We start from the raw sequence: 22,010 nt of genomic DNA on the forward strand, positions 1-22,010 counted from the left end.
AAGCTGACGTCCTTACGGCGATTTTTCCCGGGTACTCGTCGGCAAAGTCAAACCGGGGAGGAGGTACCCACGTTTACTTTTTACGGTTCCTGATTAACTTGGCGACCCGGGTAAACGGGAACCATCCGGCATATTGCTAACAAACCACCTTGTCCAAAGATTTATGGCTTCACCACGTTCTCCTTTCGATCGTTCACCCCTTGGCGGGATTGGCGGATTCATCATCGGCCTGGTCGTCCTTTACGTGCTCTTTAAGCTGGCCAGCTGGTTCTTCAGCTTATTGTGGTGGGCGGCACCGATCATCTTCATCGCCTCCCTGATCATTGATCACAAGGTCTTTCTCGGATATGTCGGCAGCATTAAACGCCTCTTTGAGCGCAACTGGCTGATGGGCCTGGCCGCCGGCGTATTGAGTATCGTGCTGTTTCCCATTGTAGCGGCCTATTTGCTGGGCATGGGGCTGTTCAAGAAGAAACTCCGGGAAAGAGCCGAGCAGGCCGACGTTCGCCGCAACGGAGAATGGGCGGAATTTGAAGACGTTTCCGAAGATTCCATGGACCTGGAGATCCCCTATGAAGAACTCCCTCCGCCACCGGAACCCGAAACCCGCAAGGGCCGCGATACGAACTACGACGAGCTCTTCGAGTAGCCCCTAATTTTTAACTTTCTTCCGATGGCCGACTACCTTGCCCTGGCCGCAATGAGTCTGGTGCTGGTCTACACTTTCTGGCAACTGAACAACTTCCGGAAATGGCAGGAGACCGGTAAATTGGTGGAAGATCGCACCGGAGGCCCCTGGCCGTTTCTGACGCTCATCATTCCCTTTCGCAATGAAAGGGAGCATCTGCCCGACCTCCTGAAGGATTTACGGGCCCAAGACTACCCAACGGATCGTTGGGAAGCCATCTTTATTGACGACTTTTCTACGGACGGAGGAGCTTCCTTTCTGGAGGAGCGTACCGACGAGCACATCCACCTGTTGCACCTGGTGGATGCACCGGACGCCCTGACGACTATCGCCCACAAAAAATCGGCCATCACCCTGGCCATTTCCCGCAGCCGTGGCCAGGTCATGGTAACCACCGATGCCGACTGCCGGTGGCCTTCCGACGGCCTGACGCGGATTGCCGGGGAATTCCGGTCGGGGAAGGAGGTCGTGCTGGGGCCGGTATTGATTGATCCGGTGCGGGACATCTGCGAAGGATATCAGGCCCTGGACCTGATGGCCTATCAGTTTCTGACCCGCGCCAGTATGCGTGGGGGCGCACCGATTCTGGCCAATGGCGCGCACTTTGCTTTCCGTAAGGAGCTTTTTCTGCGCGTGGGTGGCTACGCCGGGGTAGATCACCTTCCCTCCGGCGATGACGTGTTGTTGTTGCATAAGTTTGCGCTCGAGCGCCCCCGGTACGGGTACGTGCCGGGGACTCCCGTGATGACGCGGCCCGTCCGGGGCTGGAGGAACCTCTGGCGACAACGACTGCGCTGGGCGGGAAAGGCCGGCAACTACACCGAGCCTCGGTTGAAGTGGGCGCAGGCCCTCAGTTACCTGACCAGCCTGAGTCTGGTGGTGGGCACCCTGGGGACGCTCTGGCACCCGCGGTCCCTCGCCATCGTATTGATCGCCTGGATCCTTAAGGCGCTCGTGGACGGCTTTTGCCTCGACCACATCGCCCGTCACTACGGACAGCGTGACCGGATGCGGTGGTACCCCACCACGGCACTGATTTATCCCATTTTTCTGGTGGCGGTGGGCACGGCGGCGCTGCTGGGCCTTCGGGCCGACTGGAAGGGCCGCAAAGCCGATGGGTTGCCGGGGAATTGAGTAAGTTTGTGCACTACCCCAGAACCGACGTTTATGCCCCCGAAACAACGATGCCTCCTTTTCCTATTATTGCTTTTGAACGGTACGGTGTGGGGGCAAATCTGCGGCGGAAACCTGGGCGAAAACATCTTTGACGCCGGTGATTTTGGGTCCGGTACGGATAATATTCTGGTGCCCGACCCCGGCATTGCCCCGGGTTTCATCTACGAGACCAATCCGCCGCCCTTCGACGGCTTTTACACCATCACCAACAATACCGGTGCCTGGGAGAACCTTTACGGAGACTGGCTGGCCATCGGCGACAACAGCGAAGATCCTTTCGGGTACATGATGGTGGTCAACGCCAGTTTTAATCCCGGACTGTTCTACGAACAACGGGTGGATAACCTCTGCGAAAATTCGGTGTACGAGTTTTCCGCCGACGTCATCAACCTGTACCAGACGGGGAGGAACGGCATCCGCCCCAACATTTCTTTCCTCATCGACGGAGTGAATTTTTTCACCAGTGGCAACATCTCCGAAGACGAGACCTGGAAGACGTACGGCTTTACCTTTACCACCGGTCCGGGCCAAACTTCGGTAACCCTCTCTCTGCGCAACAACGCCCCCGGAGGAATCGGTAACGACCTGGCCATCGACAACATCAGTTTCCGGGCTTGTGGCCCGGAAGCCCTCATCCTTCCGCTGGAAATCAGCAACATCTGCGAAGACGGCGACCCCATCACCCTGGACGCTACCCTCAACGGAGATCAGTACGACAACCCCGCCATTCAGTGGCAGGAAAGTACGGACGGAGGAGACCGGTGGACCGACATCCCCGGCGCTAATTCCTTCTTGTATACGCACACCAACGTGGCGACCGGAGATTACTACTACCGCTACCTGTTGGGGAATGGGGTGACCAACCTCGCCAATCCCAACTGTCGGGTAGTGTCCAACGAAAAGGTAGTTCGCGTGGTCCCCAAAGCGTATTCCGTTACCGATACCATCTGCGCGGGGCGAAGCTTCGCGGTTGGCAACCGGACCTACGACCAATCGGGCACCTACGTGGACACGCTGGTCTCCTCCATCGGTTGCGATAGCATCCTTACCCTACGACTGACGGTGGTAGAAGACCCGGGGCTAAGCCCCGACTTCAACCTGACGGATCCCAGCTGTTCCTACACCACCGACGGCAGGGTAGAGCTCCTTTCGGTGGCCAACGCCACTTTCCCATTGAGATTTACGTTTGAAGACAGCCTGTTCCTGGGACCCCGGGCCTTTTCCGGACTGCCCGCCGGAACTTATTCTTATTCGGTGGTGGACCGCTACGGCTGTGAGGCCATTGGCACGGTGGCGCTGCAACTACCCTTTCCCTTCGTCGTTGACCTGGGCGCCAATCAGGTGGCGGAGCTGGGGCAAACGGTGCGCATCCCGGTATCCTCCACGGAACCCATCGCGGAATACGGTTGGAGCCCGGCCGAATTGATAGACTGTCTCCCAGCTTGTGATCAGGCACTGATCGTCCCGCCGGAGGCCCTGACGGTGGCGCTGACCGCCACCTCCGCGAACGGTTGCGTTACCGAAGATTCTCTGCGGATCTCGGTGGTAAAGAACCGACGGGTTTACTTCCCGACCGGATTTTCGCCCAACGGCGATGGCGTCAACGATTTCTTCACGCTTTTCGGGGCCACTCCGGGAGTGGAAAGCATCCTGAGCCTGGAAATCTATAACCGTTGGGGCGTGCAGGTATTTTCTCAGACCAATGCAGCCGTGAATGATCTCGCGGCGGGTTGGGACGGAAACCTTAACGGAACACCCGCGGCGATCGGCACCTACGCCTACCGGGCGGAGGTCCGCTTTCTGGATGGATTTACGAAACAGTATCGGGGAAGCGTCGTCCTCCTGCGCTAGCGCAAAAAAAGGTTGCGCACTACCAGCAACTAGACTAACCAGCAACCAGCACCCTACTTATCCGAGCCCGCCGCTTCCGGCAGCTCGTAGCTGATGTCGAAATCGTCGAGGACCATATCCAGAATCCGGTCTTCGCCGACGGTGTATTTCTTTTTCAGGTGGTGACCGTAGAAGACGGCGAAGGTTGCCCAGTAGCGGGCCGTCAGCCCGCCGCGGAGGTCCTTGATCAGGTCGTATATCGGTACGTCCAGCTCCCGCTCGATCATGGCGATGAGGACTTTACCCTGGGTTTTGGACATCTTTTTCAGCGGGTCTTCAAACTTCTCCTTCAGTTCTTTCTGGAGGTTTTTGATGTATTTGCGCCGCTCGCGGTTCGACATATTCTGGGTGATGTACTCCGTTTCCCGGAAGATCCGGATGGCGTCCACCGCATAGGGGTAAGCACGCTGGGCGTAGATGCGGTACCGGCGGTACTGCTTGTATTCTTCGTCGGAATTGAAGACTTCCGGAGAGCTTACCGATACGTCTTCCAGCTGCGCCAGAATCAGGGTATCCCCACAGTCGTCCACGGTGTAGGGGTAGTATTTTCCGTTCACTTTCGTGTAGCCGGTTTGGGCGAGGACGCAGGTGCCCAGCGTTACCAAAGCGAGCAAGGTGAGTAGGATACGCATGGATAAGAAGCTCTGTTTCTGTTGTATAGAATGCTTTTCGGGGTCTTCTGGGTGTGGTAAAGGTGTTAAAATATACCAAGAGTTTGGCTATCGCTGAGAAATCAGGGTACCAACGGTATTCAGGGCATTGTAAAATTCTTCACCGGGGTCAAGGGTTCCATCATCGCCCATTATCCTTCGATAGTTGCGGGTATACACTGAAGTAATCGGGGAGCCTTCCTTTACGTCCCAGGCTGCGATACCGACTTCTGCTGGCATATATTCCAGGTCTCCGTTGATGTTTATGATGACGATTACGTCGTAAGGGCAATTCTTGGGAAAAAAGCTGGGCAATTCGGGGACTTTATCGAGACCATCAAAGTACATCTTCGACACCAGGGAGGACTCGTGAAATTTACGCTTAAACCCCGTGGCGGTTGCCCGACCTTCCCAATCGGCAAATTTGATTACCTGACGGGTAAATGATTCACTAAACTCCCCAAACCCAAGGCCTTCGGTGAAATAGACGGCCACTGCAATCTCACGATCGTCCGTGTTTTTCATGAAGTATTCTGAGCTTTCGTCCTCGAAGGTCAACAGGTCATCATAGATTTTTTTCCCGGTAGGATCCGTCTTTTCCTCCGGAGCGTCGTCCTCCTTCCCCTCGGTATTTGTTTGGGTGGTGTCGTTGTCCGGGGTGGCGGGAGTCGGTTGTCCGTCGCGAATGCCCCAGATGACGATGATGGCCAGCAGCAGGATACTTGCGGCCCCAATCACTATTTTTCCCGGAGAGAGCGATTTTTTCGCGGGTGACTGAGCGGTGGCGGGTGGCGCGGATTCCAGACGGTCAACATAACTCAGCAGGTCGCCGGTGAGTCGGGACTTTTCTACCGCAAGGATGTGTCCGTGCTCGCTGTTGCTTTCTTCTTTACGCAAAATTTCGGTCCACCGGCGGCGCAGGTTTACCAGGTCATTCCGGGACACCGACGAGGCGGCGTGTTCCGATAGCGCTTCGAGGGCCCCGTCGATGTTGTTCTCGGCGATGAGGTTACGGATGGCGTCAAAAGATGGGAGAGGGGGCATTAAAACTTACCTGGAATGATGGACAAATATAGGCCAATGGTCAGCGAATCACTATTGCTTCAGCGCCCATAGTTTTTTGTTGGCGAACTCCCGCAGCACTTCCGTAGTGGTGTAGAGCACGTCCTTGCCGGGAAAGCCCGATCCCGTCTTTACCTCCACATTCTCGCGCACATTGTGCGCCGTTTGGGTGGAGAGGTCAAAGAGGCAAACCCGAAGCTCCGCCCGGTTGAGCTTGACGTTGCGCAAATCCACCATGATTAGGTAATTGGCCCGTTGGGGTGAAAGTCGGGCATCGGAGCGATCTCCCCGGGTCATGATGGTATTGCGGAGGCTGTTGGTGTGAAAGCCGGAGAGCAAAACGTCAGGGCTTACGGTCACCCTGAATTTTTCCGTAAGGTAAGTCGACATCTCTTTCGTGATCCGGTCCACGTATTGCGTGGCGCCGGAGCCCTTATTGTAGTAAAAAGCCAGTCCGGCGTTGACTTTCTTACCGGCACTCATGAATTCGTTCCCCCGAAAGAGGGCCAGATTGGCCTTCAGGATATCCGGGTTTACGGTCAGGGGGCGATCAACGTCGAGAACGGCCCGGTCCTGCAGCTTTTCCGCCAGGGAAGGATCGATGGTAATGCTTGGGGTGCCCCGTTCGTCCGCAGGATTGGTTGCTTCCTTGCCGGGAGATTCTTCCGTGGGGGCTGGCCGCCGGGGATCGCGCTCGCTTACCTCCGCCTGCGTGGGCTTCCCGGGATTGTTGTTGGATAATTTTTGCGATATCCAGTACGCGGAAAAAGCCAGCAACAGGGCCAGGGCGGCTCCCAGGACCCAAACCACCGGTTTGGCTTTTTTGGGAGCCGGCGGTCGGGGGGCAGAAGCAGACGTTGCAGTTTCTTGGGGTGGCGACGGTGGTAGTTCGGTGGTCGGGATTTCCGCCTGATGGCTGGCCACTTCCATCCGGTCCAGCAGAGCAATCAGGTCTTCGATGACCTGATTCTCCTCCACCCGCATAATGTGTTCGTGCTGAGACTGGTTGAGGGCCTGGGTTTCCAGTACCCGCCACCGCCGCTGCAGGAGCAGCAGGCTGGTCCGAAACTCCCCCGTAGGCCCCAGATTATCGGTTGCCTCCAGTGCTTCCGGAATGCTGTTTTCTACAATCAGTTGTCGAATGTCTTCGTACATGGCAGTAAGTTACAAGTTTCATGCACAAGACACCAGCCTTTAACCCGTCAGCTCCGGAGAGTACTTACTGATTTTCTTCGAAGGTCACCTTCAGGTTGAGTTCTTCCAGCTGATCCTCGTCTACCCGCGCCGGCGCGTCGATCATCACGTCACGTCCCTGATTGTTTTTGGGGAAGGCGATGAAGTCCCGGATGGAACTCTGGCCGTTCATGACCGCGCAGAGGCGGTCAAAGCCGAAGGCAATACCGCCGTGGGGAGGGGCACCGTATTCGAAGGCTCCCATCAGGAAGCCAAACTGCTCTTCGGCCTCCTCCTGGGTGAAGCCAAGCAATTTGAAGTTTTTCTCCTGCAGGGCGCGGTCGTAGATCCGGATGGAACCACCGCCGATTTCGGCGCCGTTGATGACCAGGTCGTAGGCGTCGGCTTTGAGGGACTTCATCGTTTCGTGGTCGCCGGTGAGCATCCGCTCCACTTCTTCCCGCTTCGGACTGGTGAAGGGGTGGTGCATGGCGTGAAAGCGCTCGCTTTCTTCGTCCCATTCCAGCAGGGGGAAGTCTACCACCCAGAGTGGCTTGAAGCTTCCTTCCGGAATCATGTCGAAGGATTCGGCGACGTGAAGACGGAGGTTACCCAGTTGCTTCCGGCTCTTTTCGTCTTCTCCACTGATGACCAGCAGCAGGTCGCCAGCCTGGGCGCCACACTTTTCGGCCCAGGCGGCCAGGGCCTCCTGATCGAAGAATTTGTCGACGCTGGATTTGAAGGTGCCGTCGGGATTACACTTGACGTAAACCAATCCTTTGGCACCGATCTGGGGGCGCTTGACCCACTCGGTGAGCTTGTCGATTTGCTTGCGGGTCAGGTCCGCCTTACCGGGCACCGCGATGCCCACCACCAACTCGGCGTCGTCGAATACCTTGAATCCCTTCTGCTGGGCGACGTCGTTCAGCTCCACGAGTTCCATGCCGAAGCGGAGGTCCGGTTTGTCGGAGCCGTACCGCCGCATGGCGTCGTCGTAGAGCATCCGGGGGAACTTCCCGAGTTCAATGCCCTTGAGTTCCTGAAAAACGTGGCGGGTGAGGCCTTCGAAGGTGTCCAGGATTTCATCCTGGGTCACGAAGGCCATTTCACAGTCAATCTGGGTGAATTCCGGCTGGCGGTCGGCCCGCAGGTCTTCGTCGCGGAAGCACTTGACGATTTGGAAGTAACGATCGTATCCCGCAACCATCAGCAGCTGCTTGAAGGTCTGGGGGCTTTGCGGCAGGGCGTAAAACTGCCCTTCGTTGAGGCGGCTGGGGACCACAAAGTCACGGGCGCCTTCGGGCGTTGACTTGATCAGGAAAGGGGTTTCTACTTCTACGAAGTTTTGTCCTCCCAGGTAGGCCCGCACCGCCAGGGCCAGCTGGCTGCGAAAAATGATGTTGCGCTGCAGGGGGCCGCGCCGCAGGTCGAGGTAGCGGTACTGCATCCGCAGGTCGTCTCCGCCGTCACTCTCGTCTTCGATGGTGAAGGGGGGCGTTTTGGCCCGGTTGAGAATGATCAACTCCCGGGCTACGATTTCCACGTCACCGGTGGCCCGGTTGGGGTTTTTATTGGTCCGCTCGCGTACTTCACCGTTTACCTGGATGACCCACTCCCGGCCAAGCTTTCGTGCACGTTCGGCGAGCTCGGCGTGGTCGTCCTGATCAAAAACGATCTGGGTGATCCCGTAACGGTCGCGAAGGTCCACGAAGGTCAGACCACCAAAGTCGCGACCAATCTGGACCCAGCCGCTCAGGCTGACTTCTTTACCGACGTCGGTCAGGCGGAGTTCACCGCAATTGTGCGTACGAAACATGCTTTTGAAGTTTAGGCCCGCAAAAGTAAAGCGGAATGTTCACAGAATGGAACCAATTCGGGGAAAGGTTTCGGTTTTCCTTACGGGAGGAAAGCGGCGGGGCTTTTCGTCAGGGTTTGCGACGCCAGACGCGAAGTTTCTCTCCGATCGTATCGTAGGGCTCAAACTCCTCAAAGAGAATTTCGGTGAGGGGCGTGTCGGCCCATTCATCTTCCGTGCGCCCGACGAGGAAGGTCAGTTTGGGGTTGTCCAGCAGTCGCTGGGCTTCGGCCCGCTCGTCAATCTGGAAAGCCCGAACGTGGTGCGGCAAAAAGAGGAGGGAGGAGTGGACGTAGGGAGTGGGAACCCGGCGGTCCAGCAGGTGGTAGGTGATCTGAAATCCATTCAGGGGTAGAAAGGTTTCTCCCGGCCCGAGTTGGGCTTGCAGGTACTGGACAATTTCTTCGGGCTGGTCTTCCTTGTGCTCGTACTTGAAGAAGAACACGGTACCCAGCACCAGTGCGAAGGTGGTGATTATGGCCGGCGCCCAGCGCCGCAACTTTTCGGACCGTAGGAAGCCGAGCGACCGCATGCCCGGCAGCCACCACATGGCGGCCATCAGGCTGAGGACGGGATGTAACTGAATCTGGTAATGACCAAAGCGTTTTCCCGGGGTGATGACCATCAGGGCCACCAACAGGCATTGCAGGAGCAGGAAGGTGCCCCAAATTCGGGTGGGATGCGTGGCTTTTTGGCGAAAAGCCTGCACCAGCGCTGCGCCGCCCAAAATGACGAAGGGAATGAACCGGGCTACGTAATCCAGCAGAAACAGCAGCCGCAAATGCCAGGCGAGTTCCACGGGATAAGCCCGGCTAACTTCCCAGCTGTAGAAGACGAATTCTTCCAATAATCCCAGGGAAGCGTAATAGTAGTAGACGCCGACAAGCGGAAGCGCAAAGCCGAGCAGCAGCGTGATGCCGTTGCCGAACATGGCCCCCCATTTTCCCCGACTGCCGTAGTGCCAAACCAGGAACAGTCCGATGGCCAGCGACTCGGCGGCCACGAAGGGTTTGATCACCACGGCCATTCCGAGCAGGAGGCCGGCCAATGGCCAGTGCCAGGCGGGATGGTCTTCTTCAGGGCGACGGACCCGCGGCGCAACCGCCAGCGCAACGGCGGCGATCGTCAGCACGTTGAAGTAAATTTCCGTGTTGGGACTCAGCCCGTAATAGGTGAAAATGGTGCAAACGAAACAGTAGATGATACCCGCCGCCAGGCCCGCCCGGGAGCTTCCCGTAGCTCTGCGCGTACCCCAGTAAAGGCCCCAGCCGCCGAGGGCGACGAACAACGAGGCGGCCAGCCGGAGTGCGGGAATGCTGCCCCCCGTGATTTTAATCAGGGCCGCATAGATCCAGAATATTCCGATCGGTTTGGTGTCGATGACGTCCTTGAGGTAGGTTGCTCCCCGCACCAGTTCTCCGGCAATGACGATGTAGGTACTCTCATCGTGATTGATCACGGAATGAAAGAAGGAGCCCCACCGCAGGGCGATGGAAAATAAAACCAGAGCCAACAGACTCGCCCAGGGATTTGCGTGAAGGTTGCGCATGGCGCAAAGGTAGCATCGCCGCTTTTCTTCCGCACTAGGAGTAGGTGTTCCGTGAATTAATCATTTGGCAATCAAGTCCTTGAATTTTTTAGTAGCGGCAGGTAATTACCTGCCGCTACCGTTTGCCCCGTTGAACTGCCGCGATTCCGCAGGAATCGCTGATGAAACCTTACGGAACAGCCTGGTACTAAGAGTCAGTACTCGACCTCCAGTTGGCCTTTTTCGGCGGTGGCTGCGCTGGGAATATCCTAACTTAGCCCTGGGCTTTGGTCTTCCCGCCTGGCCATTATCTAAAAAGGCTCAAATCCGGCCAGAAGGCCAAAACCAAAACAAACTTTACGTTGACGGGGAATTACCCGCTGCGGCGGACTCAGGTGGTCGGAAGGGGCCCGAGGGCCGCCGTGGGAATACGGATGGGGGACGACGGCATGGGCTCTTCTCCATAATTGATGTGGAGGGTCACCCGGGTTCCCGTGTACTCCTGGTCCGGGTAGAGGTCTTCGGTAAACAGACTGATGGTGACCGTATCGTCCGTGGCCAACAGCGCCTGCCGCTCCTTCAGAATCTGCGTGGCACGGGAGATGTGTTTTTTATCGGCGGAATTTTGCTTGATCTCCTCCGCCGCCCGCCGGCCGATGCCGTTATCCGTAACGGTACAGACGATCATGTCTTCATATTCCCGGGCCCGGTAAATGGCAATCGTCAGCTCGCCCGTATCCGGCAGGTTAAAGAGTCCGTGGGTGATGGCGTTTTCGACGATGGGCTGCATGAGCAGGGAGGGAACATCATCGTATCCGGGCTCGATGTTGGGGTCCAGGAGTAATTTGAAGGAAAACTTTCCGGGATGCCGCAGCTGTTCCAGTCTCACGTACCGCTTTAGCATGCTGACCTCAATTTCAATTTTTGTAAAGCGGGAGCGGCTGGATTCGAGGAACTGCCGCATCAGGAGGGTGAAATCCCTCAGATAGTCTGCGGCGACCTGGCGGTCTTTTTTCAGAATGTAGCGGCGAATGGAGTACATCGCATTGGCCAGGAAGTGAGGGTTGAGCTGCTGCCGCAGGGCGCGAAGTTCCAGTTCGAGCACCTGTTGCTCGTGGGCCTTCTTCTCGGCCATCTTCCTTTTCTCCTCCCGAAGCTTCCAACGGTAGTAGGCCGTGGCGGCCAGCACGGCCAGTACCATCAGGAGGGCGTAAAACCAGTACTCTGCGGTCCAGTGCTTTCTCACCCGGATGGGGAAGGAAATGACTTCCGGTGCCTGCTGGCCGCGGGCGTCAAAGGCCCGCAATTCGAAGGTGTAGTACCCCGGTGGCAGGCGGGTGTAGCGAACGGTGGGGTTATCGTTGATGGGCGTCCAGTCGGGGTCGTACCCCCGTAACCTGGTCTGATAACTCACCTCCCCCGGGTCACGGAAATCGGGTAAGCTTAATTCGAGGGTGAAGTAGATTACGCTGGGGGCAATGGAGAGCCCTTTGGTCGGCACCCTGGACAGCGGTAGATAGATTTCCTGCTCCTCCTTTTCGTCCAGGATATTCATCCCGGTAATCAGGGCGCGGTGGGGGCTGGGGGGAGGAAGCAGGGAGTCCAGGGAGAATTCCGTAAACCCGTTGATGGTGCCGGCGTACCAAAGGTCGCTGGCTTCATTGTAGAAGAGGGAAGGCGTATTGAATTCATTGGAGGGCAGGCCGTCCTTTTCGTTGAATACGTAGGTCATGCCTTCCGGCCCTCCGTGGAGAACCAGGCCGTTAAAGGTGGAGATGAGCAGGTAATCATCTTTTGTTAGGGCGGCGGCAGCAACATCATCGCTGGGGAGGGGGATAAAGAAGGAGGGTTCTTCCCGGCGGTTTTGGCTAATCCCGCCCACCAGGGTGAATTCTTTGGTGGCCGGCTCAAAAAGGAAGAGTCCCTCGCTGAGGGTGCCAACGAGTAGATTGCCATCCTTTATGAGGACGATTTCCAGCACGTGGGTCGTGCGGAGGTTGTCGAAAACGTGTTTGGTGAGCAACTCCGAATCGAGGTTGTATTCGTAAAGTCCCACCGACGAAGCGATCCACAGTGTGTTGCGAGTGCTGTCAAAAGTGGCCTTTCGGATGCTACCCGCCAGGGCCTCTTCCCCGTGGGGGAGGATGGGCGTAAACACTTCGCGGGTAAGGTCGAAGAACAGGAGTTTTCCCAGGCGCAGGTCGCGAGCATCCTCCAGGGCCAGGATGAACTCTCCCGGCCGGTTGGTGAGTTGCAGGCCGCGGATTTTTTGGTTCAACACCGGTGCTTCCCACCTTTTCCAGCTATCGTCGGCGGGCCGGTAACGGTAGAGGTGGGTGGTATCCAGGCTCCCCAAACGACAGTTGTGCCCGTAAATGTCTCCCCGGTAGTTGATCAACTGGGTGCCGCAACCAAATTGGTTCACCACCCGATTTTGATTATCCCGGATGAGCATGGTGTCAATTGAACCATCCCTGATGTTCAGGCGCGGCCACCAGGGGTCTTTGGAGTCTTTGTTGGTGTATACGTTACCTCGATTATCCGCGGCGAAGCCGCGGATAATGTGGCCAAACCGACCGGGCGTGATTTGTTGCTCAAAGTAATTGGTGAAGATCTTTCGGTTGGCACTCGTCAGGTCAATGATGTACAGGCCGAAATAAGAGTTGACGCGAATCTGCTTCTCAAAATTGGTGCCCGACAAAGAAGTGAAACTGGAGTCGATCTGAAGCTGCCATCGCCAATCCCGGACGGAGTCGTCCCGGATTTTGATCATGTCCTTTACCCAGCGGTTGGTGATGTTGGCGAATAGCAGGTTCCCCACGGCATCCTCGGCCGAAAAATTAATGATGCGCCCGGAGGGTAGGGCGGAGATGGGATCAAAGGATCGACGATACTTCTTTTTGCGATAAAGCTCCCCGTCCTTACTGGCCCAGACGGTCCCCGAAGCATCCTGGTGGAGTAAGTCGAAGGGAGGTGAAAAAGGAAGTTTGGCCACTCCGGGCACGCCACCGTGTTTGTAAATAACCTGGTTGGTTTCCGGCCGGTAGATGGAGAAGCTCCGCTCATCAGCGTACAGCAAGCGGTCGCCCAGCTGAATTTCGCGGTACAGGGAATGGACCTGGCGTAGTTCACCCTCCACCGAGAATTTGAAAATGCCGGCACCGTTAGCAAAGTATAGTGGTTGATGGTCGCGGTGGAACATGCCGGCAAAGACTCCCGGTCGTAGTCCCGATAGCCGCACGCCGTGGGCGGTAAAGTCTTGCGGATTGAAAATCTCAATGGAATCCGGATAGTTGAGGGGTTGGCAGATCAGAAAGCCCCGGTCATCAAAGTGGAGGGGACCGACAAACTGTTGGGGATGTTCGGTGAATTCTACGAAGCGATGCCCGTCGAAGCGGGACAGTCCGGCATCGGTGGAGAGCCAGATCAGCCCATTGTCCTGTTGGGTGCTGGCCTGTACCGTGCGGTGTGGAATGCCCTGCTCCAGGCTGAAAAAGTGGTGAATGGTGTCGGACTGAGCAACACCGGATGCGCCTCCGCAAAGCAGGAGGCACAGGAAAGCCGGGATCAGGAAATGGCCCGGTGGACAATATCTAGTGGTGTTGCACTTGGGCATAGCGGAAGCAGAGGGAATACTGGGAAGGCAGAAAACTAACCACAAAATAGGGGGATATTGAGTATTTTCGTCCAACAAGCACTATCAAATTGACCGCAATACTCGTTGACGACGAAGCTGCCGCCCTGGCCGAGCTTCAATCCTTGTTGGATGAATTTTGTCCTACGGTAAACGTGATGGACACCGCAAATTCGGCGGCGGAGGCCCTGAGGAAGATTGCCGCCATCGAACCCGATCTCCTTTTTCTTGACATCCACATGCCCAAGGAAACGGGCTTTGATCTGATCAAGCAGTTGCCCAAAGGGAACCGGCCGGAGGTCATTTTCGTGACGAGTCTGGAAGCCTATGGGCTGGAGGCCATTCGCTCCAGTGCCATCGGGTACGTGATGAAACCCATTGAGCTCAAGCATTTATTACGGGCGGTCCAGTTGGCGGAGGAGCGGGTGAGCCAGAAGAACAGTGCCAAACGCCTGGACGTCCTGCTGGGCCATCTGGCCCAGCCCACGGGGGGAAGTCTGCCCATCGGCATTCCCACCGAACAGGGCATTGATTTTTTTCCCGCCGACGAAATCGTCAACTGTATCGCCGAAGATCGGTACACACGCATCCGGCTGACACGGGAACGGGATATTCTGTCTAGCTACAGCATCGGGGAGTTTGTCAGGATGCTCGAGCCCTTCGGCTTTTTGAACGTGCATCGCGCCCATTTGGTCAATCGGATGCACATCCGAAAATTTGATCGTTCGGGTTTCCTCATCATGGCCAATAAGGACGAGGTGCCCGTCAGTCGCCGTCGCCGCCCCCACATCTTGAAGATTCTGCAGGAAAATCGGGTGTGAAATAGGCCGGAAAATTCCGGAAGAAACCGCTTTTGCGGCATCGGAAATACTCCATTAAACGATCAAATAACCGTTCGTGCTACGAGATCAACCGCTCGTGGAATGGAGGTGGTTTGGGGTAGGCTAGTCGTTTACATTTGCAGCAAGAGTTTTCGTGAATCCATTATTTGTCGATTTGGCTATTGACCCACCTTCCTGGATTTAAACTCCGTTGAGAGAACGCTATGAACACTTAATGATCCCAGAAGAACACCACGATAGCCAATTGACTTGGCCCGATTGTCAACTGACAATTGGGCCGTTTTTATTTAGGGGCTTCCCGGTCGGAGGAGGAATTTACTGATGGCCAAAGGCAGGTGCCGGGGGTATACCGGGGGCCGGCCCATGGGTTTTGCAGTCGTAGGCCGAGGCGGATGGCGAGGATGGCATCCCCGGCGGCAACAGCTATCTTTGCGGCATGTACAAAAGTCTTGTGATCAAAGTAGGCACCAATGTGCTCACCCGCCCGGACGGCCGACTGGACGTGACCAACATCAGCCACCTGGTGGACCAGATCGCCCTGCTGAAAAAAAATGGGGTATCGCTGGTGTTGGTCTCTTCCGGAGCCGTCGGCGCCGGCATGGAGTTGCTGCCCAGCCTGGTGACCGAGGATGAAGTGGCCCGCCGGCAGGTATTTTCCGCTACCGGACAGGTCCGACTCATGGAGCTTTACCGGCAGCTGTTTGCCGGCCACGACCTGGTGTGCGCCCAGGTGCTGGCCACGAAGGGCGACTTTCGAGACCAGCGGCATTATGACAATATGTACAATTGTTTCCGGGGATTACTTGGGGATCAGATTGTCCCGGTGGTCAACGAGAATGACGTGGTGGCCGTCACCGAGCTGATGTTCACCGATAATGATGAACTGGCCGGCCTGGTGGCCCGGATGCTCCGGGTCGAAGCCCTGGTAATTCTTTCCAGCGTGGATGGTCTATATGACGGTCCGCCGGAGGACGAAGCGAGTGCACTCATCCGGTTGGTGGAGGCCAACGACAAGACCGTCATGGAGTTTGTCCAGGAGAAAAAGTCATCGCGGGGTCGTGGTGGCATGGCCACCAAACTGAAAATTGCCACGAAAACCGCCCGCGAGGGCATTCCGGTCTATCTGGGGAACGGCCGCCGGCCGGGTATTCTGAACGCCCTGGAGGCGGCCTCCTGGCCGGGAACCATCATCCGCTAAGGTCGGGATAAAGGACGTGCCTGCGTCGAAAGGGAAGATTTATGTGGTCTCGTCCACGCTTCCTTGCCCTTTTTCGTTATTTCTTTGCACCTGCGGTCCCTCGCCCCCGCAACATACCCCCGAGGAACAAGTAATCTTTATGAACAGTCTGCGCCCCCTTTTATACCTGATGGCACTCTGCTGCACGCTGGTGATGGCCTGCGAAGTGGAAACGGAATTTGTGACCGGTGAGCAGGTCGAACTACGTTTCAGCACCGATACGGTGACCTTCGACACGGTTTTTACCGCCCGGGGAAGCGCCACGCGCTCCTTCAAGGTGTACAACGACGGCGAGCAGCCCGTCAAGATTGATCGGGTGCGGGTCGGACAAAGCTCCGGCGTCAATTTCATCTTCAACGTGGACGGGTTTCAGGGCCCCGAAGCCGAAGACGTCATCATTTGGGGAGAAGACAGCATTTTCATTTTTGTGGAAGTCTTCGTCGACCCCACCGACCCCGAGGAGGTGAGCCCCTTCATCGTGGAAGACGCCCTGATCTTTGAGACCGGCAATGCCGTGGAAGAGGTGACCCTGATTGCCTTTGGGCAAAACGCCAACTACATCAATGGATTCAATCGCGGGGAGTTTTTCCGCATCACCTGTGACAATGGCGTCGCCGTGCTGCCGCAGGAGTTACCGACGGTGGTTTACGGTTCGATGTTCATTGACAGTTGCGTCGTGCAGGCCCTGCCGGGGACCCGACTCTACCTTCACGGTGGGGTGCAACGCAACGAATTGATTGGGGGCAGCGGCATCTTTAACGACGGCTTCATTTTTACCCAGCCGGACGGAAGTCTTCAGTTGTTGGGCACCCTGGAAAACCCCGTCATCGTCCAGACGGATCGGCTGGAAGAAGAGTTCGCCGACGACCCGGCCAAATACCGGGGATTAATCCTCGGGCCAGGGAGCGAGAATAATGTCCTGGAAAATGCCCAGTTGTTGAATGCCATCGTTGGGATCACCATCGATAGCGCCGCGGAGGTGAGGGTGGAAAACAGCATCATTGCCTTTTCCGGTGGTCCGGCCATTTCGGCCTATCAGTCCGACGTGACGGTCCGCAACTCGCTGTTTCATTCCAACTTCGGCAATACGGTGCAGTTCGTCAAGGGCGGCACCCTGCGGATGCAGCATACGACCATCGCAAACTACGGCGTGGACGCCAGCGGGCTGGTGCTGACCAACTTCGATTGCGACGAAAACGGAGAGAATTGTGTGTTCTCCCCGATGGTGGCCAGACTGGAGAACAGCATCGTCAGCGGCTCCCGGGCCAGTGAGATTATTCTGGTGGATATCTTTCAGGGGGAGGAACCCACCACTTTTGACGTCCAAATCGATAATTCCGTGGTGCGCACCGACAGTCGGTTCCTGACGGACCAAAACGGGCTGTACGCGGACTTCTACGAAACCATCTGCCAGAATTGCGTTAACCTGGAATTCAGTGACCCGCTGTTCGTCTCCATCGAGGAGGACGACTACGCGCTGGACTCCCTCAGCGTGGCCCGGAACCTGGGCGTTTTTCTCCCGGCCTTACCCCAGGACTTGCGGGGCAACCAGCGGGATACCGAAAGCCCGGATGCCGGTGCTTTGGAGTGGCAGCCGCAGTAGGCGTTTGCCGGCGAGAAACTGAACCAAATGGGATAAATTGCTGCTCGTTTAGGGAAATCGGGCAACTAAATATTTGTACTTTTGTTGCCAAGACAACTATCGGTTGATTATACCTCCCAAAATCCTTCCTTATGCCCATTTATCATCGTCTGGGGAATTTGCCGCCGAAGCGTCACACCATTTTTGAAAAGCCCGACGGCGGACTGCACTACGAGCAACTATTTGGAACGATTGGCTTTGACGGCATGTCATCGCTGCTGTATCACCTGCATCGCCCGACCATGGTCAAGCAGGTAGGGGAGAGTGTGGACAAGCGGCCCCAGGTGGCCGTTGAGCGAAACATGAAGTCGCGGAAACTTCATGGCTTCAAGGTGGCTCCCGTAGATGATTTCCTCGATTCCCGGGTGCCGGTGCTGATCAATAGTGACGTGCACGTGAGCCTGGCGGCGCCGCGACATTCGATGACGGACTACTTCTACAAAAATGCGGATGCCGACGAGCTGCTGTTCGTGCACGAAGGTAGTGGGACACTGAAGAGTATGTTTGGGGAGGTACCCTTCGTGCCGGGAGATTACGTCCTGATTCCGCGGGGTGTCATCTATCAGATGCACTTTGATACCGAGGATAACCGCCTGTTGATTACGGAGTCCTTTCATCCGATCTACACCCCGAAGCGTTACCGCAACCACTTCGGGCAGTTACTGGAACACAGCCCGTTCTGCGAACGGGATTACGTGCTGCCCCGAAACCTCCAGGCCCACGATGAAATGGGGGATTTTCTAATCCGCATCAAGAAGCAGGGGCAAATTACGGATTACGTCTACGCCAGTCACCCCTTTGACGTGGTGGGCTGGGACGGCTACAACTTTCCCTTCGGGTTTTCGATCCACAACTTTGAGCCGATCACCGGTCGGGTACACCAGCCGCCCCCGGTGCACCAGACCTTCGAAACCAAGGCCTTTGTGGTGTGCAGTTTCTGTCCCCGACTGTACGATTATCACCCCAAGGCCATTCCCGCTCCCTACAACCACTCTAACATTGACTCAGATGAGGTGCTGTACTACGTCGATGGAGATTTTATGAGTCGCAATGACATTGGGCCGGGAGTGATCACCCTGCATCCGGGGGGTATCCCCCACGGACCACATCCGGGAGCCTATGAGCGCAGTATCGGCAAAAAGGACACCGACGAACTGGCCGTCATGATTGATACCTTCAAGCCACTACAAATCACCCAGGCAGCCCTTGATCTGGACGATGGCGTCTACTGGAAGAGCTGGATGGAACATTGATGGTCTGTTGGTTCGTTGGTATTTTAGTCTGTTGGTAATTTAGTGCGTTAGTATTTCAGTCTGTTGGTATTTTAGTTTAGCGGGGGTAAGCTTTAACTTCTAACAGACTAACAGACTAAGATTCCACCTACCCGTTACTCCGTTGTTTCAGGGCATCGGCGCGCAGCCGGCGGAGGAAGGGACTGGCGAAGATGAAGTCTTCGAGTACCTGGTTATCACTTTCCAGTACCTGACTTTTGTTTCCGTGCCAGGCGATCAATCCGTTTTTCAGTAGGATGATGTTGTCTCCAATGCCCATCACCGAGTTCATGTCGTGGGTGTTGATGACGGTGGTGATGTTGTTGCGGTTGGTGAGGTCGCAGATGAGTTCGTCGATCAGGATGGAGGTTTGGGGGTCCAGTCCGGAGTTAGGCTCATCGCAGAAGAGGTATTCAGGTTCCAGGACCATGGCCCGCGCAATACCGACGCGCTTTTGCATACCACCGGAAACCTCCGAGGGGAAGCGATCGTTGATGCCTTCCATGTTGACCATTTCGAGGCATTCGTCCACGCGTTTCCGCTTCTCTTGGGCGGTCATCTTGGTGAACATATCCATGGGGAAGCGGATGTTTTCTCCCACGGTCATGGAGTCGAACAGGGCGTTGCCCTGGAAGAGCATGCCCACCTTCATCCGAATGACCCGCAATTCTTTGGGGTTGAGGGCATAAAGGTCCGTATCTCCATAAAAGACCTTACCGGAGGTTGGGGTGAACAGTCCGATGAGCAATTTGAGCAGTACGGTCTTGCCCGCTCCGGAACTACCGATGATCAGGTTCGGCTTGCCCGCGTAGAACTCGGTCGTGATTCCCTTGAGGACTTCATTGCTGCCAAACGTTTTCGTGATGTTTTCCGTGCGTATCATACGGGGAGGTCCTTTTAGGTCAGCAAGAGCGCAATGATGAAATCAAACAGCAGGATGAGCACGTTGGAGATCACCACTGCATTGGTACTGGCCTGGCCCAGTTCGATGCTACCGCCCTTAACGTAGTAGCCCAGGTAACAGCTTACGGAAGTGAGTAGAAAGGCAAATACACTGGCCTTTACGAACATCATGAAAACGTAGCGGGGAACGAAGAAGGAGCGCAATCCCAGCACGTATTCGGTGTGCGAAATGGTGCCCGGTAGTACGGTGGCGATGTAGCCACCGATGATGGAGATAAAGGCAGAGATGGCCACCAGGAGGGGAATGACGATCACGGCGGCCACAATTTTGGGCATGATGAGGTAGGCCGCGGTATTCACGCCCATGATTTCCATGGCGTCGATGTGTTCCTTTTGGCGCATCCCCCCGATTTCGGCGGCCAGATTGGAGCCAACCTTTCCGGCCAGTACCAGGCAGGTAATGGTGGGGGCCATCTCGATGATGGTGATATCCCGAACGATATAACCGATGTAGTAGGAGGGGACGAAGCTGTCGCCCAACTGATCGGCAAACTGCACGGCCGTTACCATACCGATGAAGACGGAGATCAGAATGACGATAAAGACCGATCCGACGCCGATGGCGTCCATCTGCCGCATGGTCTCCTTGTAGTACATGGAGAACCGCTCGGGACGGGCGACGGCCGATTTGAGCAACAGGAAATACCGGCCAACGCTATAAAATATTTTCTCTAGGAGCATAAAGAGTTTCTCGACACGCTCTGTAACGTGATGGCAGAGACATAGGTTTTGCGGGCGGCGAAAATACTACAATCCTCGGGGCTTCTCCGCCAGAAATGGCCTATTCCTTCAGGCTAACGGCTTCCTGGGGGCTGGATTCGGAAGAATCCTGGGAGACATCGAAGTAGTACGCCACCAGTCCCGCCACCACGTTAAGCAACCCGAGCAGGCTTTCCAGGGGTTGGTTGATGAGTAGGTAGCCCAAGGACCAGGCGCTAAAGGCCAGAAAGATAATCTGCGGGATCGGGTAACCGGGAGAGGCGTAGCCGGCAGCTTTCGGCTGCCGTGACCGGAGGAACAACAATCCGGCTACCGCCAGAAAGGTAAACAGTTGCAACACGAATCCGCTGTAGAGCAATACCCGCTCAAAGCTGGAAGTAAACACGAGGAACAGGCTGATCCCTCCCTGTAGCCAGGTGGCCCGCAGAGGGAGACCTCCCCGCGACAGCTGGCCGAAGGTGCGCCACAGCTGGTGCTGATCCCCCATGGCCCGGACCACCCGGGGGCCAACCCAGATCATGGCCGAAATGCCCGTCAACAACAATACACCGATCAACAGACTGACGTACTCCCCGACCTGCCGGCCGAACATGGCTTCCGCGGCGACCTGAGCGACGTCGATCTGCCCCGTCAGGGCGGCGGCTCCGGCCTGCTTCAGGAAGCCGTATTGCAGGAGGATAAATAGGCCCGTGACCAGCAGGGTGCCCACCACCAGTGCCCGGGGCAGATTTTTGCGGGGATCCTTGATCTCTTCCACGATGTAGGCCGCGGCGTTCCAGCCGGAAAAGGCGTAGAAAACGCTGATGAGGGCCACGGCGGCACCGGGAGACCACAGCATATCGATGCTTTCCATACTCCAGGAAACCTCGGCGCTGGCCGGCGCCGGCAGAAGGATGCCGGCCAGTCCCAGGCAAAAGACCAACAGCAGTTTCATGCCCGTGAGCACGTTCTGGAGACGGCTCGATTCCCGGGTGCCGAAACTGTGGGCCAGGGAAAGGAGCACAATGCTGCCCACGGCCGTCAGCATGGGAGACCAACCGGTCCAGACCGAGAGGTACTGCCCCACGGCCATGGCCGAAAGAGCCACTGCGGCCGCGAAACCCACGGTAAGACTGACCCAGCCGCTTAAAAAGCCGGCCAGGGGATGGAAAATTTCACTCAGGAAATGGGCCTCACCACCGGATTTCGGCAGTCGGGTGCCCAGCTCAGCGTAGGATACGGCACCGCACCAGGCCACCAGCCCACCGATGCCCCAGAGCAACAACAGGACCAGGCCGGAGGAAATCCATTCCAGCTGGAGCCCGAGGGTAGTAAAGGCCCCGGTACCAATCATGTTGGCCAGAACGAGCGCCGTGGCACTCTTCCATCCGATTTTATCCGCACGGCTTCCCATAGGGAAAAGAAACTCTTTTCAACACTTAAAGCTGTTACGAAAGCCCGGGCGTAACCTTATTTTAACGTATGCTAAGGTGGAGTGGGCGCCATACGTATTTTCGGGACGAGCACCGATTCAACGTTTCCGGAGCCGGTAAGGGAATGAAATTTAAGCAAGGGGCGCAAGCGCGGGTGCCAGGCTTCTGGGCGGGAGCAAGAGTTGTGGGGAAGAAAGAAGGTCTTTAACTAAATTTCCCTGCACTTCACCCTGGATCATTGCACCTGCGTCCGCGACAAAAGGTCGA

General features: G+C 56.5%; 16 protein-coding genes. 7 read left to right on the forward strand and 9 right to left on the reverse strand.

The genetic code is table 11. The features are described from left to right. The first annotated feature begins 163 nt into the window (after positions 1-163). The 3 genes from E1J53_RS12460 to E1J53_RS12470 are packed head-to-tail and all read left to right on the forward strand — an operon-like array spanning position 164 to position 3,715. Positions 164-649, forward strand: coding sequence for a hypothetical protein (locus E1J53_RS12460; protein WP_134270848.1), 486 nt, complete (start codon positions 164-166; stop codon positions 647-649). 24 nt (positions 650-673) lie between these two features. Continuing rightward, positions 674-1,822, forward strand: coding sequence for a glycosyltransferase (locus tag E1J53_RS12465; protein ID WP_134270847.1), 1,149 nt, complete (start codon positions 674-676; stop codon positions 1,820-1,822). A gap of 33 nt (positions 1,823-1,855) precedes the next feature. Then, the gene (locus E1J53_RS12470; protein ID WP_134270846.1) at positions 1,856-3,715 is read left to right on the forward strand and encodes a gliding motility-associated C-terminal domain-containing protein; all 1,860 of its coding nucleotides are present in this window, start codon (positions 1,856-1,858) and stop codon (positions 3,713-3,715) included. A 53-nt stretch (positions 3,716-3,768) separates the two neighbouring features. Here E1J53_RS12470 and E1J53_RS12475 read toward each other — a convergent pair whose 3' ends face one another. The 6 genes from E1J53_RS12475 to E1J53_RS12500 all read right to left on the reverse strand — a co-directional run bounded on the left by E1J53_RS12475 (position 3,769) and on the right by E1J53_RS12500 (position 13,638). Further along, on the reverse strand, positions 3,769-4,386 hold the full coding sequence (locus tag E1J53_RS12475) for a DUF4294 domain-containing protein (protein WP_134270845.1): 618 nt from the start codon (positions 4,384-4,386) through the stop codon (positions 3,769-3,771). 87 nt (positions 4,387-4,473) lie between these two features. Continuing rightward, positions 4,474-5,448 (reverse strand): hypothetical protein, encoded by a 975-nt coding sequence (locus E1J53_RS12480; protein ID WP_134270844.1) that lies wholly within the window; start codon positions 5,446-5,448, stop codon positions 4,474-4,476. 51 nt (positions 5,449-5,499) lie between these two features. Then, on the reverse strand, positions 5,500-6,621 hold the full coding sequence (locus E1J53_RS12485; protein ID WP_134270843.1) for a hypothetical protein: 1,122 nt from the start codon (positions 6,619-6,621) through the stop codon (positions 5,500-5,502). 64 nt (positions 6,622-6,685) lie between these two features. After that, positions 6,686-8,455 (reverse strand): aspartate--tRNA ligase, encoded by a 1,770-nt coding sequence (aspS, locus tag E1J53_RS12490; RefSeq protein WP_134270842.1) that lies wholly within the window; start codon positions 8,453-8,455, stop codon positions 6,686-6,688. 109 nt (positions 8,456-8,564) lie between these two features. Beyond that, entirely contained in the window at positions 8,565-10,043 is a 1,479-nt protein-coding gene (locus E1J53_RS12495; protein ID WP_134270841.1) for a glycosyltransferase family 39 protein, read from the reverse strand. A 370-nt stretch (positions 10,044-10,413) separates the two neighbouring features. Further along, positions 10,414-13,638, reverse strand: a complete 3,225-nt coding sequence (locus tag E1J53_RS12500; protein WP_134270840.1) for a histidine kinase — start codon at positions 13,636-13,638, stop codon at positions 10,414-10,416. An 89-nt stretch (positions 13,639-13,727) separates the two neighbouring features. On the opposite strand from E1J53_RS12500, the gene E1J53_RS12505 reads away from it, so the two are divergent. The 4 genes from E1J53_RS12505 (at position 13,728) to E1J53_RS12520 (ending at position 18,630) form a co-directional block, all read left to right on the forward strand. Continuing rightward, positions 13,728-14,477, forward strand: a complete 750-nt coding sequence (locus E1J53_RS12505; RefSeq protein ID WP_134270839.1) for a LytTR family DNA-binding domain-containing protein — start codon at positions 13,728-13,730, stop codon at positions 14,475-14,477. A gap of 457 nt (positions 14,478-14,934) precedes the next feature. Next, positions 14,935-15,696, forward strand: a complete 762-nt coding sequence (gene proB / locus E1J53_RS12510; RefSeq protein ID WP_134270838.1) for a glutamate 5-kinase — start codon at positions 14,935-14,937, stop codon at positions 15,694-15,696. Positions 15,697-15,835: 139 nt separating this feature from the next. Then, entirely contained in the window at positions 15,836-17,338 is a 1,503-nt protein-coding gene (locus E1J53_RS12515) for a right-handed parallel beta-helix repeat-containing protein (RefSeq protein WP_134270837.1), read from the forward strand. A gap of 131 nt (positions 17,339-17,469) precedes the next feature. Next, positions 17,470-18,630, forward strand: a complete 1,161-nt coding sequence (locus E1J53_RS12520; RefSeq protein WP_134270836.1) for a homogentisate 1,2-dioxygenase — start codon at positions 17,470-17,472, stop codon at positions 18,628-18,630. Between the two features lie 127 nt (positions 18,631-18,757). Here E1J53_RS12520 and E1J53_RS12525 read toward each other — a convergent pair whose 3' ends face one another. The 3 genes from E1J53_RS12525 to E1J53_RS12535 all read right to left on the reverse strand — a co-directional run bounded on the left by E1J53_RS12525 (position 18,758) and on the right by E1J53_RS12535 (position 21,724). Beyond that, a complete protein-coding gene (locus tag E1J53_RS12525) occupies positions 18,758-19,531 on the reverse strand; it encodes an ABC transporter ATP-binding protein (RefSeq protein WP_134270835.1) in 774 nt (257 codons plus the stop codon). Positions 19,532-19,545: 14 nt separating this feature from the next. Continuing rightward, positions 19,546-20,292, reverse strand: a complete 747-nt coding sequence (locus E1J53_RS12530) for an ABC transporter permease (protein WP_154640192.1) — start codon at positions 20,290-20,292, stop codon at positions 19,546-19,548. 100 nt (positions 20,293-20,392) lie between these two features. Beyond that, positions 20,393-21,724, reverse strand: coding sequence for an APC family permease (locus tag E1J53_RS12535; protein ID WP_134270834.1), 1,332 nt, complete (start codon positions 21,722-21,724; stop codon positions 20,393-20,395). Between the last annotated feature and the right edge of the window lie 286 nt (positions 21,725-22,010).

The sequence above is a fragment of the Lewinella sp. W8 genome (assembly GCF_004375085.3).
Lineage (GTDB): Bacteria > Bacteroidota > Bacteroidia > Chitinophagales > Saprospiraceae > Neolewinella.